This is a genomic window from Propionispora vibrioides (genome assembly GCF_900110485.1).
Taxonomy (GTDB): domain Bacteria; phylum Bacillota; class Negativicutes; order Propionisporales; family Propionisporaceae; genus Propionispora; species Propionispora vibrioides.
On sequence record NZ_FODY01000024.1, the window covers coordinates 25,524 to 42,073 of the forward strand.

15 protein-coding genes are annotated in these 16,550 nt (G+C 42.9%); 13 read left to right on the forward strand and 2 right to left on the reverse strand.

The genetic code is table 11. From position 1 onward, the window contains the following. Window positions 1-41: 41 nt before the first annotated feature. Window positions 42-638, reverse strand: a complete 597-nt coding sequence (locus BMW43_RS16215) for a TetR/AcrR family transcriptional regulator (RefSeq protein ID WP_177173635.1) — start codon at window positions 636-638, stop codon at window positions 42-44. Window positions 639-901: 263 nt separating this feature from the next. Continuing rightward, the gene (locus tag BMW43_RS16220; RefSeq protein WP_091750020.1) at window positions 902-1,483 is read right to left on the reverse strand and encodes a cyclase family protein; all 582 of its coding nucleotides are present in this window, start codon (window positions 1,481-1,483) and stop codon (window positions 902-904) included. A 429-nt stretch (window positions 1,484-1,912) separates the two neighbouring features. On the opposite strand from BMW43_RS16220, the gene BMW43_RS16225 reads away from it, so the two are divergent. From BMW43_RS16225 to BMW43_RS16285, 13 genes are all read left to right on the forward strand, one after another. After that, complete coding sequence (locus tag BMW43_RS16225; RefSeq protein ID WP_091750022.1) at window positions 1,913-4,087, forward strand: ATP-dependent helicase; 2,175 nt, start codon at window positions 1,913-1,915, stop codon at window positions 4,085-4,087. 370 nt (window positions 4,088-4,457) lie between these two features. Continuing rightward, a complete protein-coding gene (locus tag BMW43_RS16230) occupies window positions 4,458-5,696 on the forward strand; it encodes an HAD-IIA family hydrolase (protein ID WP_245732551.1) in 1,239 nt (412 codons plus the stop codon). 574 nt (window positions 5,697-6,270) lie between these two features. Then, window positions 6,271-7,806, forward strand: coding sequence for a methyl-accepting chemotaxis protein (locus tag BMW43_RS16235; RefSeq protein WP_245732541.1), 1,536 nt, complete (start codon window positions 6,271-6,273; stop codon window positions 7,804-7,806). Between the two features lie 579 nt (window positions 7,807-8,385). Then, on the forward strand, window positions 8,386-9,306 hold the full coding sequence (locus BMW43_RS16240; protein ID WP_091750032.1) for a permease: 921 nt from the start codon (window positions 8,386-8,388) through the stop codon (window positions 9,304-9,306). Further along, window positions 9,307-10,071, forward strand: a complete 765-nt coding sequence (locus BMW43_RS16245; RefSeq protein ID WP_091750035.1) for a TIGR03943 family putative permease subunit — start codon at window positions 9,307-9,309, stop codon at window positions 10,069-10,071. A 116-nt stretch (window positions 10,072-10,187) separates the two neighbouring features. After that, on the forward strand, window positions 10,188-10,787 hold the full coding sequence (locus BMW43_RS16250; protein ID WP_177173636.1) for a DedA family protein: 600 nt from the start codon (window positions 10,188-10,190) through the stop codon (window positions 10,785-10,787). A 353-nt stretch (window positions 10,788-11,140) separates the two neighbouring features. Beyond that, window positions 11,141-11,599: a Fur family transcriptional regulator gene (locus BMW43_RS21905; protein WP_177173637.1), complete on the forward strand. Its 459-nt coding sequence runs from the start codon at window positions 11,141-11,143 to the stop codon at window positions 11,597-11,599. Then, entirely contained in the window at window positions 11,586-12,347 is a 762-nt protein-coding gene (locus BMW43_RS16260; protein ID WP_177173638.1) for a metal ABC transporter ATP-binding protein, read from the forward strand. The genes BMW43_RS21905 and BMW43_RS16260 overlap by 14 nt, the downstream gene beginning before the upstream one ends. After that, the gene (locus BMW43_RS16265) at window positions 12,340-13,164 is read left to right on the forward strand and encodes a metal ABC transporter permease (protein WP_091750047.1); all 825 of its coding nucleotides are present in this window, start codon (window positions 12,340-12,342) and stop codon (window positions 13,162-13,164) included. The genes BMW43_RS16260 and BMW43_RS16265 overlap by 8 nt, the downstream gene beginning before the upstream one ends. A gap of 98 nt (window positions 13,165-13,262) precedes the next feature. Next, entirely contained in the window at window positions 13,263-14,171 is a 909-nt protein-coding gene (locus BMW43_RS16270) for a metal ABC transporter substrate-binding protein (protein WP_091750050.1), read from the forward strand. Window positions 14,172-14,376: 205 nt separating this feature from the next. Then, window positions 14,377-14,964: a MotA/TolQ/ExbB proton channel family protein gene (locus BMW43_RS16275; RefSeq protein WP_245732543.1), complete on the forward strand. Its 588-nt coding sequence runs from the start codon at window positions 14,377-14,379 to the stop codon at window positions 14,962-14,964. Then, on the forward strand, window positions 14,951-15,358 hold the full coding sequence (locus BMW43_RS16280; RefSeq protein WP_091750052.1) for an ExbD/TolR family protein: 408 nt from the start codon (window positions 14,951-14,953) through the stop codon (window positions 15,356-15,358). Before BMW43_RS16275 ends, BMW43_RS16280 begins: the two co-directional genes overlap by 14 nt. Before the next feature lie 58 nt (window positions 15,359-15,416). Continuing rightward, a complete protein-coding gene (locus BMW43_RS16285; RefSeq protein WP_091750055.1) occupies window positions 15,417-16,172 on the forward strand; it encodes a tetratricopeptide repeat protein in 756 nt (251 codons plus the stop codon). The last annotated feature ends 378 nt before the right edge of the window (window positions 16,173-16,550 follow it).

Here is a 16,550-nt window from a genome sequence, read left to right on the forward strand (position 1 = left end):
TATAAAAAGTTTAGCCTGCGATTTCGAATTTGCCTGTTTCATTAAATTAATTCAGAATCAATGTCTTTGCCGGAAATGGGGAATGATGATCTAGGCTGAGCGATGCCAAACAGAAAAATATCTACCAGTTTCTCCAATTCAGAAAGCACGGTATTGCTGCACCAGATAGTTTCCAGACAGAAGGGATCCTGAAGAATTCCGTCAACCATATTCTGCAGTAAGCTGATGTCAATGGAATGTAGACGGCCGCCAGCGATATTGACTTCAAGGGTGGCGGCAATTTTTTGCCACTGATTTTCCCGTATTGTAATGATTTGATCCCATTCAGCCGGATAATGCAGTTTCAAATCAAGAAGAGCTATCCGGCTGAATGGGGCAAGTGTCTGTTGGTATGCAAAGAGTAAGGCGGAAAGCTCAGTAGACAGTGAGTGATAAGGCAACTCATCGGTCATCTGACGGATGTTATTTAGTCTGAAGCCGACAAGTTGGCTGATCAGTTCCGTTTTACTATTAAAGTAGGAATAGAACTGGTCGGGCGAAAGGGACAGACGAGCTGTTAGTTGTTTCAGGGTAAAAGCGGCGCCCTGCTGATTGAATGCAGTCTGGGCGGCTAATAAGATTTCCCGCTGTGATAACACAGGACTATGCCTCCTTTTGGCAACTGATGAGTTTGGAATGCAGATTTATATATGATGATAATTATTCTCAATTAATTTTAAAAAATAAAGAGCCTGCTACAGCCAAATGTATTTTTCGGTATCAGTATTGAACAATGCATCAGAAATATAGCAAAGTCTAGAACAGACAGAGCGATTTGAAAAGAGGGTTGTCTGTTCTAGTAAATTCAGTGTTTAGATAGCATAGGTTTTAGTTAGATATGGTTTTTACCTGCCTTGAGATGTTAAACTTCAGCAACAACCCGGCAGGGTAGCCCTGTCAGTCCTTCATAATTGACCGGATAAGTATGCACTAAAAACGGCTGGCCTTTAGCCACTGCAAGCAATGTATCCAGATTAGCCAGATTCTCAATCACAAAGACTCCATGATCAGCACAATACTGGTCGGCCCGGAAATGTTCGGCAGGCTTGCGGATACCAGGGAAGTCAATGCCAATCATGCTTACTCTTTTATTTACAAGATCGGTAATCAGCGCATCGGATAGTTCGAGAAGGGTTTGGAGATAGGCAGGAGTTCCAAACTTATTTTCCTTTAAGCACCCGCTGTAAAACATAATAAAATCATGTTCAGCAATTTCGTCCATATTGATATCGCCTGCTTCAATTTCTCGCTCCTTCACGTGGCTGACATCAAACAATATTCCTCTTCTTTCAGTATTCTCCAGCGGGAATTTTTTGTTCATTACGTCGAAGTGGGTGCCGATGTGCCCGAATTGAACAACAGGAGGTATTTGACCAGAAGCAGTCATACTCGACATTATTTTTAGAATTTCTTCGGTAACGGTAACTGACAGATCAATTTTCATTATACATCACTCCTTATAATATCGTTAGTTTCCTGGGAAACAATTTTATTATATGGCGATATTGTTTCCGTGTCAACTATGAATTTGTCGACATGGAATAATATATGTCTGACTTTGGGGGACAAGGGGGCAGGTACATTGTTCCAAAGATAAAAGAATGTTAAACTAACCTAGAAGTGATAAAAGCCAAGAGCAGTTAGCGGAAAAGAAATCTGTCCTTTTTGCAACATCTGATCGAGAGGTGTAATAGATAAAATGTAGTGGGACGAGAAACCTGTCCTCATGGCCTCGGATCATTATTTTTTTATGCTGCGCGCGTTTCAATATCCCCAGTGTCATTTAGTCTTGCTATAATGTTATTGGGAAGAAAGACATGACAGGCCAGATAAATACAAGTATTTTAAATCCTATTTAGGTGGTGACATGAGAATGAGCGATATATTAGCAGGGCTTAACGAGCAACAGCGACAGGCTGTAACGACTACTGAAGGCTTTATCCGTGTGATCGCCGGCGCGGGCTCCGGCAAAACGCGGGCGCTGTCCCACCGGTTCGCCTATCTGGTAAACGATATTGGCATCATGCCGGCCAACATTCTCTGCGTTACCTTTACCAATAAATCGGCGAATGAAATGAAGCAACGTATCCGCCGCCTCACCGGCGACAGCGATACAGGCTATATCAGCACGTTCCACAGCTTTTGCGTAGCCGTTTTACAAGAGGATATTAATACTGTACAGTATCCGAAGAACTTTCTCGTGCTGGACAACGCAGATATCGACGCCATGCTGAAGATCATCTATGAGGAGCGCGGTCTCACACTGCGCCATATGACCTTTTCCAAAGCACGGGACATGATCGAAATACGCAAGATCTTCAAAGATCCCGAGTACTATGAGCATATGATAGCGCTTCCTTTGGATAAATTGCAGCAAAGGTACCTGGATGCCGTGGAACCAGATGACATTATTTTCTGGGGTTATCTTTATCAACAAAAGAAGTGCTTCAGCCTGGACTACAACGACCTGATCAAATATGTGCTCTATATCTTCAGCGTCAACGAGGTAATTCGGTTAAAGTGGCAAAAACGGCTGGAATACATCATGATCGATGAGTATCAGGATATCGATGAGCTGCAGTATCGCCTGATGAAGGTATTGTGTGCCTACCATCAAAACCTGTTTATTGTAGGCGATCCGGACCAGACCATTTACACCTGGCGGGGAGCCAGCGTATGGTATATATTGAACTTTGATAAAGAGTTTTCTAATGTCCGCACCATCATGATGATGACTAATTATCGATCTACACCGCAGATTGTGGCCGTAGCCAACTCTCTGATCGGGAACAATAAACACCGCATAAAAAAGGATTTGCTCCCGGTGCTGCCGGATGACACCAAGGTTGTCTACCATCACGCCAAAACAGCGGAGGCGGAGGCCAAATGGATAGTGGCTGAAATCAAGCAACTCGTCGCTAATGGCATAAAGCTCGGCGACATTGCCATTCTATATCGTGCCCATTATATTTCCCGCATGCTGGAAGAGGTATTGTTGAAGGAAGAGGTACCGTACAAAATTTATAGCGGCGTACAGTTTTTCAACCGTATGGAGATCAAGGATGCGTTGTCATATTTGCGTCTGATAGCCTATAAGGACGACTTGTCTTTCCTGCGGATAGCCAACGTGCCCAAACGCAATATCGGTGAACGGCGCATGAAGTTTTTGCAGGACTACGCCATGCAGAATCAATGCTCGCTTTACAGTGCATTGGAACGGACAATCGATAGCGAAATTTTCAAGAGTACCAAGGCACAGCAGTTCGTAGCCCTGATCGAACGATTTTCGGCAGGCTATCAGGGGTTGCCTGTCTCCGAACTGTTGAATGCGGTCCTTGACCAGAGCGGCTATGAAGTGATGCTCCGGACAGAAGGCAGCCAGGAACGGCTGGATAATCTGGCGGAACTGAAACAGTCGGTTTATGAATATGAAATATCCTGCGGTGAGGAATGCACACTGGAAGACTATCTTGCCCATGTGGCGCTGCTGACAAACACTGATGCTCTTTCCGGTCAGAACTCGGTCAAGCTGATGACTGTGCACACGGCCAAAGGGCTGGAGTTTCTCCATGTGTTTCTTTGCGGACTGGCGGAAGGCGTGTTCCCGTCGAGGAAGACTGCCACGCTCGAGGGAATGGAGGAGGAGCGCCGCCTGGCCTTCGTCGCTTTTACCCGGGCCCCAAAAGCACTGTTTATCACCGATGCGGAAGGACGTAATTTTGACGGTTCGCATCGTTATCCGTCCCGCTTTATCTTTAATGTGGACAAGGCGCTGCTTGTCTACACAAATGAATTGGACGACAGTCTGGTATATGAAACAAACTGGAATATCACCAGTAGTGAAAAGATGTTGGCAGCGCAAGCTTCCGGGCCTGTCTTCAAGCCGGGTGACCGGATTGTTCACAGCATACTGGGGAGCGGAGCCGTGATCGATATTGAATACGACAAAGCCGCTTACGTGATCAAGTTCGATGACCTCGGGACAATGCGAAAAATCAATTTTAAAGCAAAGCTTGAGGCAGAGAGTGCTTTCAACGGAAACAAGTGAATTATAACGTGGTAGTAGCCTATGGCTTTTTATCAGCCGTTATTTTACCGTATCATTTCCTATCGAGGGCGTAGCATTTCTAGGTCTCAAGGAATAATTATTTAACCTTGCACTATAATGGTATAGCGAATAAAAATAAGGACAAAAAAATGTGGTCATGATACAATAATAAAATATTAATAAAAAATATTTTTTCAAGCTTGGAAAGGTAGCTAGGGTTCCGCCTTTTATGAGGGCTGCGACCGAGCGCTACAGCCGCTTTGCGGGGGCACCTATTGGCACAAAAAGCCCGAGGGGGATAGCTTGGCGTATTTACGTGCGTCAAGATATCTCTCCGGGCTTATTTTTTTTAAGAAGGGATTGAGTGTTTATGATTGCCGATCAATATGACGTTTTTCTGTTTGACCTTGACGGTGTAATTTATCGTGAGGATGCTGTTTTGGCAGGAAGCAGAAGGTGTATTAGAAAACTTCGGGCACTGGGGAAAAAAGTTTATTTCTTGACGAATGATCCGCGACCAACTAGACAAGAGTTATGCGATCGCCTAAATTCAATGAAGATAGCAGTGTCACAAGAAGAAATAATTACTTCTGGTTGGGCGACTGCTCAGTATCTAGCTGAAAATAATATCTCAGATGTTTTTGCAATTGCCACCGAAGGATTTATTAGCGAATTGGAGGCCCTTGGTATTAGAACAAAAAATGACGGTAGTTGCCAAGCCGTTGTAGCTGGTTATAATGAAAATACGAATTTTGCGCAAATTCAGCAGGCAATAAGACATCTAGAGAAAGGCGCACGGTTTATTGCTACCAATGCTGATCAATCATTTCCAGGGCAAAATGGCCGGTGCATTGCGACAGGGGCAATTGCTGGAATGATCCGTATGGTTAGTGGAAAACAACCGCTTATTATCGGTAAGCCCTACTCTTATATTTTCTCGATTGCTTTCAGGAGAATTGTCCCTGATTCACGGGTGGTCATGATTGGCGATAGCCTGGAAACAGATATCTTAGGAGCACATCAACAAGGAATTGATGCTATCCTTTTATCCAAAGATGAGTTGCGTTTTCCGTCAAAGTACGATTATCGGATACCAGATAAGATTATTCCTACTCTTTTGGATTTGTTTAAGCCTGATATTGAAGTGGAGAAGTGGAGAAATCCGGGTTTTTTATGGCCGGATGCTGTAAAACCCGGAGTAGCGGCAGTAATATTCAATGCACAGCGTCAGGTACTATTGGTTAGACGTAATGACAATGGCTTGTGGAGTCTTCCTTCAGGACATCTGGAAATTGGTGAAACGGTTGTAGAGGCAATTAAACGGGAAATACAAGAAGAGACAGGGTTGATTGTGGACGTGGAGAAACTAATAGGTGTCTATTCAGATCCCGTTTCGCAAGTTTTTTCTTATCCGTCTGGTGGTACTACTCACTTCATTACCTTGAGTTTTTTATGTTATATAACAGGTGGATGTATGCAAGCGGACTATGGTGAGATTGCGGAAGTTGCTTTCTTCGATACAAGTCATTTACCAACCAATATGCTAAAAATGCATCCACAATGGCTAACAGATGCATTGGCTGACCAAAGTTTTTCTTTTTTTCGATAAAACGAGGCCGTTACGTACCAACCGGTCCAGTCAGGTGGAGGACGTCTTCGGGGTACTCTTTTTTTCTTCCTTTTTTCCCAAAAAAGAGCGTGTTGCATTGTGTTTTTAAAAAACGTTTTGCGATATGCTCTTTTCAGTTTTTATCATGAATGCGTTTTTCGATTTAAAATCAATACCGTAATGTGCCAGCATCTAGGCCATCCGATTCAACCTTTTGCATCTCAACATTTTCTAATTTGGAGATTTGGGGATGGACTAACGTTATCTTTATGATGGTTATCCTAGCAACCTTAACTGAAGTTTAACTGTTTGATAACTCGATAAAAAAGTAACTATGCCATAATATAACAAGGGATAAATCTTTTTATAAGCATATAAATCTTTAGATTGAAGGAGATGCTGAAAAATGATAACACGACGGTATCCGATAATTGTACAACTTACAACTATTTTTGTGACGACTATTTTATTTTTTCTCGTAATATTGGGATATGTGCTATATAGCTACTCAAACACTATAAGCGCAACAGTAGAATACAGTGATAAAGTAAACACTGCTTCGGCAAGATTAATAATGGTCAAAGATGCCCATACTGATTTTACCCGGGCGTTGTTGAATATGCGTGGTTTTCTGTTTTATGTTGACGGGGCAGCTCAATACGAACAAGGGTATCGCAAAGATTTTGCCAATAGCTATGAGATGGTAAAAAAATATAATGAGTCTGTTCAGACTATTGATGAAGATGCCGACCGATTAGAAAAGCTGCTGGCCGAATATCTTATTCTTGGGGATAACGTGATAGCAGGCAAAAAAAATAATAATCCTGATCTGAACAACCTGATAAGTAGGGGGCGACAATTAGTTGAGCAAATCGATGCTCAATTTGTAGTTGTAGCTCAAAAACAAAGCAATGCCATTAATGCCGACAGCCAATTTCTAATCAATCAGTCAAGAATTCAGAGGCAAATAGGGATGATGGCCGGCATAATTGTAACGATTTTAGTAATACTTATCGCGTTTATCTATAGCAGGAGAGTAACTATCCGTCTGAATAACCTAAAAACTGAGGTGTCAGCGGTTGAAGCGCTGGACTTAACCAGACCGGATTTTCACGCCACTTGTAATGATGAAATTGGCGATATGGCCGAAGCCATCATAAATATGAAGCGCGCGCTACGTGGTGTTGTTGGACAGCTTAAGAGCAGTGCCGCTACATTGGCGGCATCATCCGAAGAACTCACCGCGAACTCGGAACAGTCAGCTCAGGTTGCCAAGCAAATTGCGGCTTCGATTACCGGTGTAGCCACCGGGGCCAACGAGCAATTAGTGGCGGCCAATGAGGCTTCCTCGGTAGTTGAACAGATGTCGGCAGGTATACAGCAAGTATCCGCCAGCACAAATCAAGTTGCCGAGCAATCTGTCCGGGCGACTGGAAAGGCACAGGAAGGCGGAAGGGCAGTTGAAGAAGCAGTTAAGCAAATCATTCAGGTTGAAGATACTGTCAATACTTCAGCGCAGGTTGTGGCTAAACTGGGTGAGCGCTCAAAGGAAATTGGTCAGATTGTCGATACGATTTCCAGTATCGCCAGCCAAACTAACTTGCTGGCCCTTAACGCAGCCATCGAGGCAGCAAGAGCAGGCGAACAAGGAAAAGGCTTTGCTGTAGTGGCCGAGGAAGTCCGCAAGTTGGCTGAGCAATCCCAGGAAGCAGCTAAGAAGATTGCAGAACTGATTGGAGAAATCCAGGAAGACACGGATCAGGCTGTTGGAGCCATGAACGACGGCACGAGGGAAGTAAAAGCCGGAGCTGAGGTAGTTCATTCTGCGGGAATAGCTTTCCGTGAAATCATAGATATGGTGTCACATGTATCAAGCCAAATGAGCGAGAGTTCCACGGCCATTCAGCAAATAGCTAACGAAAGTCAGCAGATTGTGGGAACGGTCAAAACGATTGATAACCTCAGCAAGATGTCATCTGGAGAGGCTCAAAATGTCTCGGCGGCCACCGAGCAGCAACTGGCCTCAATAGAAGAAATTGCGGTTTCCAGTGAAGCGCTGTCCAAGCTGGCGCAAGAACTCCAGGCCGAGGTGGCTAAGTTTCGCGTATGAAATGATAGCGAGGATGTTTTTCCCGACTCATGATTTTCTTTGACTTCGAGTCTTTCATTATTCACACCCTTATTAAATCCCGTAGAACCTTTGCCTATTTATGGGAGAATATGAATCGATTACAACTAGCGCAGCTATGACAGTACATACTGAATTTGGGTGGGACTTATTTGTTATTTCCTGGAAATAAGTCATACGTTGTTTAATATTTAGCGCATACAATTGAGTTGTACGCGCTACTTTTATGGGTACTACTCCTCACTATTCTTCTGTTGTTCGCGGGCTCATCAGTTTTTTATAACGCTGATTCCTTTTTGATCCACTGTAGCTGGGAAGTTGCCGTTGTTTTAATGTTTTTTTGCTCACAAGACAATTGTCAAGATTGTCGGCTGTGGTCATGGCTGATCAAGCAAGGTCTGAATTACATTGATGAAGATGGGGTACAATGACTGTGAATGCCTATCGATACCAGATATTAAAACAACTAGGGGTAGTTTAGTATACACTAGATAAACTATTTGTTACGAATCAGGAGGGGGAACCCTGTATTCTAAATTACTTCCGCCTATTTCCAATCTAATGGATAAAGTCACATGGGCTGATCTCGTAAACTTTAAAATGATATTTTTTAGCGTTATCATCGAAGCATTACCCTTTATTTTGGTTGGAGTCTTTGTTTCGTCCGTGCTCAATTTGTTTTTGTCAGAAGAACTCATCCAGAAATTATTGCCGCAAAATCGGGTTTTGGGCATTATTATCGCCAGTATATTAGGCATATTACTGCCGCTATGTGAATGCGGAATAGTTCCGGTTACCAGGAGGCTGGTTCAAAAGGGAGTACCGGTTTCTGTTGCTGCGACGTTCATGCTTGCTACTCCCATTATTAACCCGGTCGTTCTTTTAGCCACTTCCGTGGCATTCAGTTTAAATCCCAAGATGGTTTGGCTGAGGCTTGGCGTAGCCTTCTTGGTTTCGATTGTTACCGGGATAGTATTAAGTTTTGTATTAAAGGATAACCAATTAAAAGAGAACTCTGACCTGCATTGTGATTGCTGTTCAGGGCACATGGCAAAGTCTGACTCTATCGTTGGCAACCTTTTTTATCTTCTAAAAGGAGCTTGCAGTGAGTTTTTTGAAATGGGAAAGTTTCTTATTGCCGGAGCTTTTTTAAGTGCCATAGCCCAGACGACAATCCCCTATTCGTCCCTGTCCACAGTCGGACAAGCCCCATTTCTATCTATTATCGTGATGATGGTGTTTGCATTTTTTGTTTCCGTATGTTCTTCGGCTGATGCTTTTATTGCAGCTTCCTTTGGGTCAAGTTTTACGACAGGAGCTCTTATCGCATTTATGGTGTTTGGACCGATGATTGACTTGAAAAACACGTTGATGCTTTATCATTCGTTTCGCCTTCGTTTTGTATTAACCTTGATCATTGTGGCTGTTTTTCTGTGTGTTAGTCTTTCCTATTTAAGCAACTTGCTGGTAGGAGGGGTGTAAGTGTTATTCCGAATTCGGCTTAGTTTTGATGCAATTATAAAAACCTTTATCCTTTTTGGTTACCTAATGTTTTTAACATGGCTGATAGGAACCAATGATATTCGGCTATATATCAATCCCCGCTACCTGGAGCTTACACAAATGACAGTATTAGTATTGTTTGTACTGGTTATTGTTCAGGCGCTGCAAATTATATACATAAAGAAAGATAACCACTGTCATCATTCTAGCCGGATAGTAAGGAATTGGCTGGGATATATACCGTTTTTAGTATCACTCATGTTGGCTTTTTATTTACCCAGCAGTACATTAGATGCCAAATTAGTCGGAACGAAGGGGTTTAATACCGGTGTTATTGCTGTTAGTGAGCAAGCTTTGGCCGATTTTGCCGCTACTATGCAGCAAATGCCAGTGATCGAGGTTACCGACGAAAATTATATTAATGTGATATCGGCGTTAAGACTTCAGCCAGAAAAATATGTAGGTAAGCAAATAACAATTACCGGATTTGTTTATAAAGATTTGTCATTTCCCTCGTCGGAGCTGGCATTAGTCAGGTATGTAACTTTTTGCTGCTCGGCGGATGCAGTACCTTCCGGCATTTTATGCCAGATTAATGATGAACAAAATTATTCTATCGGAACCTGGTTGAGGGTCCAAGGTACTCTGGCGTTAAGCGAGCAGCAGAATAAGACAATACCCCTGGTTTCTGTCGAGAAAGTCACTCCCATTGAAGAGCCGCTGCAACCGTATATTTACCCGTAAATGACGAATTAATTTATTGAGCAACTGGATAAGGTTATTTACATAGTCGCAGAAATCCTGCCACATTGGTAATGATTTATACTATTGTCAATCCTATAGCTGAAGGAGGGGATGCTTTGTTCGATAAGATTCTTGGAATTTTAAGCAACCTGGGATTGCCCGGGGTGTTTGCCGGAGTTTTTTTAGAAGCAATAGGACTGCCCTTTCCTGGCAGTGTATTAGTAGCTTTGGCCGGTTTTTTGTCAAAGCAAGGAGAGTTTAATATTATCGTAGCCTGGCTGGTGTCTCTGCTAGGTTACCTGCTGGGCTCGCTTTCTGCCTTTATGATAGGACGTCGAATGGGAGGACCCTTTATAAAGAGATGGTCGAGATATATCAGGTTGACTCCGGAACGGATTGATAAGGCCCAGGAACTTTTGCAAAAGTCTGCCCCTGTTTATATTATTGGCGGTCGCTTTGTACCAACGGTAGGCAACGTTACTCCCTATGTTGCCGGCATCAGCGGTATTTCTATTGTTAAATTTCTTGTCTATGACATGGTACACGCGCTTCTCTGGTTAACCATCTTTTTAGGTGCCGGGGCTATGCTCGGCAGCAAATGGCAAAGGCTGGCAGACAATCCGTGGCTTGAGTGGGTTGCTATCGGCGGCAGTTTGTTAATATCGGTTTATGTGTTTAGAGACTTACTTTCTGTACATAACAAAAATAAGGGGTAAAATTTGTCGTTAGAAAATAGAGATTTATAAATGCTTTGGCAGTTTATCTCCCAGCGGATTTGTAGTGCTGAGGGACGCTCTACCCATTAGGTATGATTATTACAATTAAATAAAGTTGTTATCTAAAATATTAATAAAAATAAGACTCGCACGATAGCGAGTCTTATTTTTATTATCATATTCAATTATGAACATGCTCATGCTTGACGCAAAGTTTACGATAGGAAAAGGGGAGACATCCCATCTATCCACTTTTTATAAATTTTATTTCCAGGTATTGCTTATATTACTCTAAGTAGTTAAAATATTAAATAGTAATATTACTATTTAATATTGATTTAGGAAGGGTGGCTGTGAACGAAATCATAGCGTTTCTGAGAAAAAAAGATTACCGAATTACTGTACAGAGAAAAGCGATTCTTGAGTCGCTCGTAACATGTGGCCAGTTCTTTTCGGCTCAACAAGTATTTGACAACGTAAAACGGACGTATCAGGATATAAGTTTTGATACAATTTATCGTAACTTAAACTTGTTTAGTGCGTTTGGCTTACTCCAACAGATACATCTGCCTAAAGGAGATGGAAGTGTCTTTGAAATTACGGAGGAGCCACATCCCCATTTGATATGTCTCAGGTGCGGTAAGATCCAGTGCGTGGATAATACTCTTGTTGATTTAACCGTTATAAATGAAGCCTTATGGCCAGGTTTTACAATCTGTAGATATTCCCTCGAATTTTACGGCTATTGTTCGGAATGCAGAGATGCTCAGCGATTATCGGAAGAAAGGAAAGAAACTAATGTATGCATTTGAGCTAGAAGATGTGATGTTTGCGTATCCCAACAATATCGTCCTGGAAAAGCTTAATTTTAAAGTGGAATTAGGCGATTTTGTTGCGATGATTGGTCCCAACGGAGCGGGAAAATCTACGGTGCTGAAGCTATGTGTCGGCATATTAAAGCCCATATCCGGACAAGTAAAGATACTGGGAGAGCTGGCTGCCCAGTTTCAGAATTGGAAACAGATTGCTTATATTTCGCAAAATCCTCTGCGGGAACGCAGCTTTCCGGCGACTGTCGCTGAGGTTGTCGCAATGGGAAGGGCCGCCGCATTAGGGCTAGGGAATGATATCAAAAAGGAAGACCGGGAAATCATTCAGCAGTCGTTGGAATGGGTCGGGATGTATGAGCATAGGCGGGATATAATTGGCCGGCTTTCGGGTGGACAGCAGCAACGGGTTATGATTGCCCGTGCGTTGGCTGCACAAGCCGCTATTTTAGTTTTAGATGAACCCACGGCCGGAATCGACAGTATGGCAACAAACGCTATCTATGGGTTGCTGAAAAAACTAAATACCAGTTTAGAGACTACGATTGTAGTCGTATCTCATGACGTGGATGGTATCGCTCAGTATGCTGATAAAGTGATAAAAATAAATAAAGGTGTTGAGTATTATGGCAGTTCCGAAACGTTTCGGAAACCTGACGGTCTATGTCTGGGGTTACAGACCACTAGCGGTCGCGAACCAAGTGATACTATAGGAGATGGAAGCCATGCTTGAAATTTTCCAGTTCGATTTTATGCAGCGGGCATTTATTGCCGGGATATCAATAGGACTTATTTGTCCTATGATCGGGATGTTTATCATTATGCGCCGGCAATCTTTGATTGGGGATGGACTTGGTCATATTGCCTTTGCCGGTGTTGCCACAGGATGGCTGTTAGGAATATATCCGGTCATGAGCGCCACTATTTTTACCGTAGCCGCAGCTTTGGGCATTGAAGAACTGCGTGCCAGAAGACCGGCCTTTGGTGATATGATTCTTGCCATTTTTTTCTATACCGGTATGGCTCTGGCGGTCTTATTTAGCAGCATGTCAAAAGCAAACAATGTGAATTTAATGAGTTATTTATTTGGAAGTATCGTTACAGTTAGCCCTTTAGACGTCAAAGTTATTGTAGGGCTAGCGGTAATTGTTTTGCTTATTATGCGCTATATTTTCAAGGAGTTGCTTTTTATAACGTTTGATGAAGAAGCCGCCATTGTAAGTGGATTACCTGTAAAAAAAATCAATCTCATTGTTGCACTTCTTATCGCTTTGACTGTTTCAATCTCCATGCGGATAGTCGGAGTTTTACTGGTGGCCGCGCTCATGATTGTGCCGGTTGCCGCCAGCCTGCAAATTTCAGCAAGCTTTCGCAGGACGATCATGAATGCAATACTCATTTCTGAACTATCGGTTGTAAGCGGTTTACTAGGCTCTTTTTATCTCAATCTTGCATCGGGCGGAACGATTGTCCTCAGTGCTGTTTTTCTATTTATTTTGTTATTTGGGTTGAGACAGACTATTTTCGACCGGTATCATGCAGCAAGATAAATATAAGCAGGGCAGTACTCTTGACATGGGAAAAAATGGGATGTACAATTAATTAGTAAAATTACTATTTAGTAATAATATTATTTGGAGGGAGAAAAATGAAAAAAAGGTTTCTCAGTGTTTTTTGTTTGACTTTGTTAATGATCCTATTTACATCCAATCTTAGTTTTGCGGCAAAACCCACGATTGTTACAACCATTTATCCGCTCTATGATTTTACTAAGCAGGTAGTTGGCGACAAGGCAAATGTAGAGTTATTGGTCCCGGCAGGGGCGGAGCCGCATGACTGGGAACCGGCACCGGCCGATATGATCAAAATTAAAAATGCCCAAATGTTTGTTTATAACGGGGCGGGCATGGAGACATGGATTGATAAACTCCAGGCTTCCGTCTTGAAAGGTAAAAAAGTGGTTAAGGCTTCTGATTATGTGACTGTTCTTTCCGCTCAGTTTACCGAAGAAGGAGAACCAGCCCCGGCCGGTGCTATTGATCCTCATATTTGGTTAGACCCGGTCAATGTTCAGAGTATAGTGCAAGGAATTGCCAATGCAATTTCTGAAATGGACCCAGCTAATAGTAATTATTACAAAAGCAACGCTAATAATTACATAGCTGAGCTGCAGGCGCTGGATCAAGAGTATCAAACTCTTAGCAATGCGCCCCGGAAGCAAATTGTTACTTCCCATGCCGCATTTGGTTATATGGCCAAACGATATGGGCTGCAGCAGGTAGCGATCATGGGGTTAGCACCCGATGCCGAACCGACGCCGCAGCGAATGGCGGAAATTATTCGTTATGTCAAAGCTAATGGAATTCAATATATTTTCTTTGAAACTCTGGTCAGCCCGAAGTTATCCGAGGTTATTGCCAATGAAGCAGGGGCGCAGACACTGGTGCTGAATCCCATTGAAGGTTTAACCGATGAGGAAATCGCCCAGGGAGCCAACTACATTACCGAAATGAAAATGAACTTGGCTAACCTGAAAATAGCCTTGGGAGTAAATTAAAGTATATAGTTTGGAATGCATTTATCTGATGTGGGTGGAGCGAATTTACCTGTAACTTTGAACAGCTAAATGAAGAATAGCTTGATTTAGGTATGAACATCACTCAAAGAGTGGTGTTTCATACTTTTACTTCGTATATCGGAGGATGGGAAAAGTGGAATTGTTTAGTCATATTATTACGATATTCTCTAAAGGCGGATTTGTTATGTGGCCGTTATTGCTATGTTCAATCATTGTAATCGCCATTGCTTTAGAACGCGGAGTATATTTTCGTCGCCATGCGCATAGTGACGTAAAATACCTGCAGGCGCTGTTAGTTGAGCAGTTAAAGGTGGGAAACTGGGAAAAGGCCAGAGAAATCTGTGAGAGATCACGAGGGATTCCGGCAGATATGCTGGCGCAGGCATTAAGGCGGCCGTTTGAAGATTCCCGGCAACTGGAACAAGTGATTGATGGGATAGCAACAACAGCTGTTACTGATTTAAGCTACCGCCTGGAGTATTTGGATACCATCGTGACTCTCGCACCGCTGCTTGGGTTATTAGGAACCGTGACGGGTATGATTCAATCCTTTAGTGTGCTAACCATCAAAGGGGGGCAGCCGTTGGTGATTACCGGTGGAGTAGGCGAAGCCTTAATTGCGACAGCAACGGGATTATGCGTGGCTATTTTGGCGCTGGTCATACACAGTTATTTTTCTCATCACGTTAACACGGTAATTTCCGATATGGAACGAATGTCAAATTACGTGTTAAGTGCCATTCCACGGAGGTTACCGCATGAAGCTCAGTAATCTGCGCAGCCCAAAATCGCCGAAAATCATGATTATTCCCATGATCGATATTATCTTTTTCTTATTAGTATTTTTTATGATGAGCACCCTCTACATGGTCGAACAAAATACGCTTTCCGTAGCTTTGCCGCAGACATTGTCAGCCCAATCGAGCCAGGTTTCGTTCGTGCCGATTACAATTACATCACAGGCAACTATTATCTTCAACCAGGATGAAATATCTTCAGAAGTATTAGCGTCTCGTATTCAGGCAGAACTTCTGCGCGATCCGGAAACCGCGTTTATCTTGAGAGGCGACCGCCAGGTTGAATATGGCCAGGTTATTGGAATATTGGATAAGCTTAAAAAGGCTGGTGTACGGAAAATTACTGTGGCCACCGAATTAAAACGCTAAAGAATGCCGGTACAATACGTAATTGTTTAGTGAACTTAGCGGTTTTGGAGATGATGGTATGCCCAAGAATACGTGTTGGTACAGAGCGGTATTGATATCTTTCTTGCTCCACTGTTTGTTGCTGGCCGGGGCTGGTTGGATGACAATGAGCTATACGGCTGCGCCCGCAGAAGAACAGTATACAGAAATGGAACTTGAGCCTGATACTGCTGCGATAGATGCACCGACGGATGAGCCAACAGAACAGAACCCTCCTTCTACTGAGGTGGCGCAAAAAGAGAAAGCAACAAAAGAGCCGCAGCAATCGGTGGGGAAAAAACAGAGTGATATTTCTCCGGGGCCATTGCCGGCTAAAGCGTCGCAAAAGGATATACCGGAACAAATGTTATCTCATTATACAAAAGAACAGCTAAATCTGGCTTTGGCTCAATATAACCAAGCCTTGACCTTCAATTCTCATTCTGCCTTTGCTTATAGCAACCGAGGTCAGGTTTATTACGATAAAGGAGAACTTGACAAAGCTCTTGCAGATTTCACGCAGGCTTTGAAGATAAATCCTCAGCTTGTACCAGCACATATAGGACGCGGGTTCATTTTTATAAAACAAGATCAATGGGATTTGGCACTGGAAGACTTTAACCAAGCGCTTCAGATTGCTCCTCAAGAGGCACTTGCCTACTATGGACGGGCGTTGTGTCTTTTAAAAAACGGCGATAAACAAAAGGCGACTAATGATTTTCGCTCTTTTATCCAATATGCGAAACCCGAGTATAATCACTTTATACAAATAGCCTACCAATACTCTCAGAACTAGTACCTCATCTTCATTAAAAACTCTGCTATTTTTGCGGTCTTTTTCCGCACTGCTTCGTTGTCGTCTCCTTACAGATTCTCGATCTGCGCGGTTCCTCCGCCTCGCATTGCAAAAAAATCCTCGCAAAAATAACTATCGTTTTAACGCAGATGAGGTACTAGGAGCAGTTCTCAGGCGAATCTAATTTGCAGAGTTATGGATGTAAAAACACGTATAGCGTCAACGGAGGTATGCTTGAATGACCGGGAAGTATTGAAAAGTAGTTTCTAATCATTAATCTACATATTTATTTAATGGGGAAAAAGGAAAGCGCACTTCAGACTTGGTTTTGGTCATAGCGTGTTGTTGCTAATTTTATTTCAAAATAGTAAACTATAT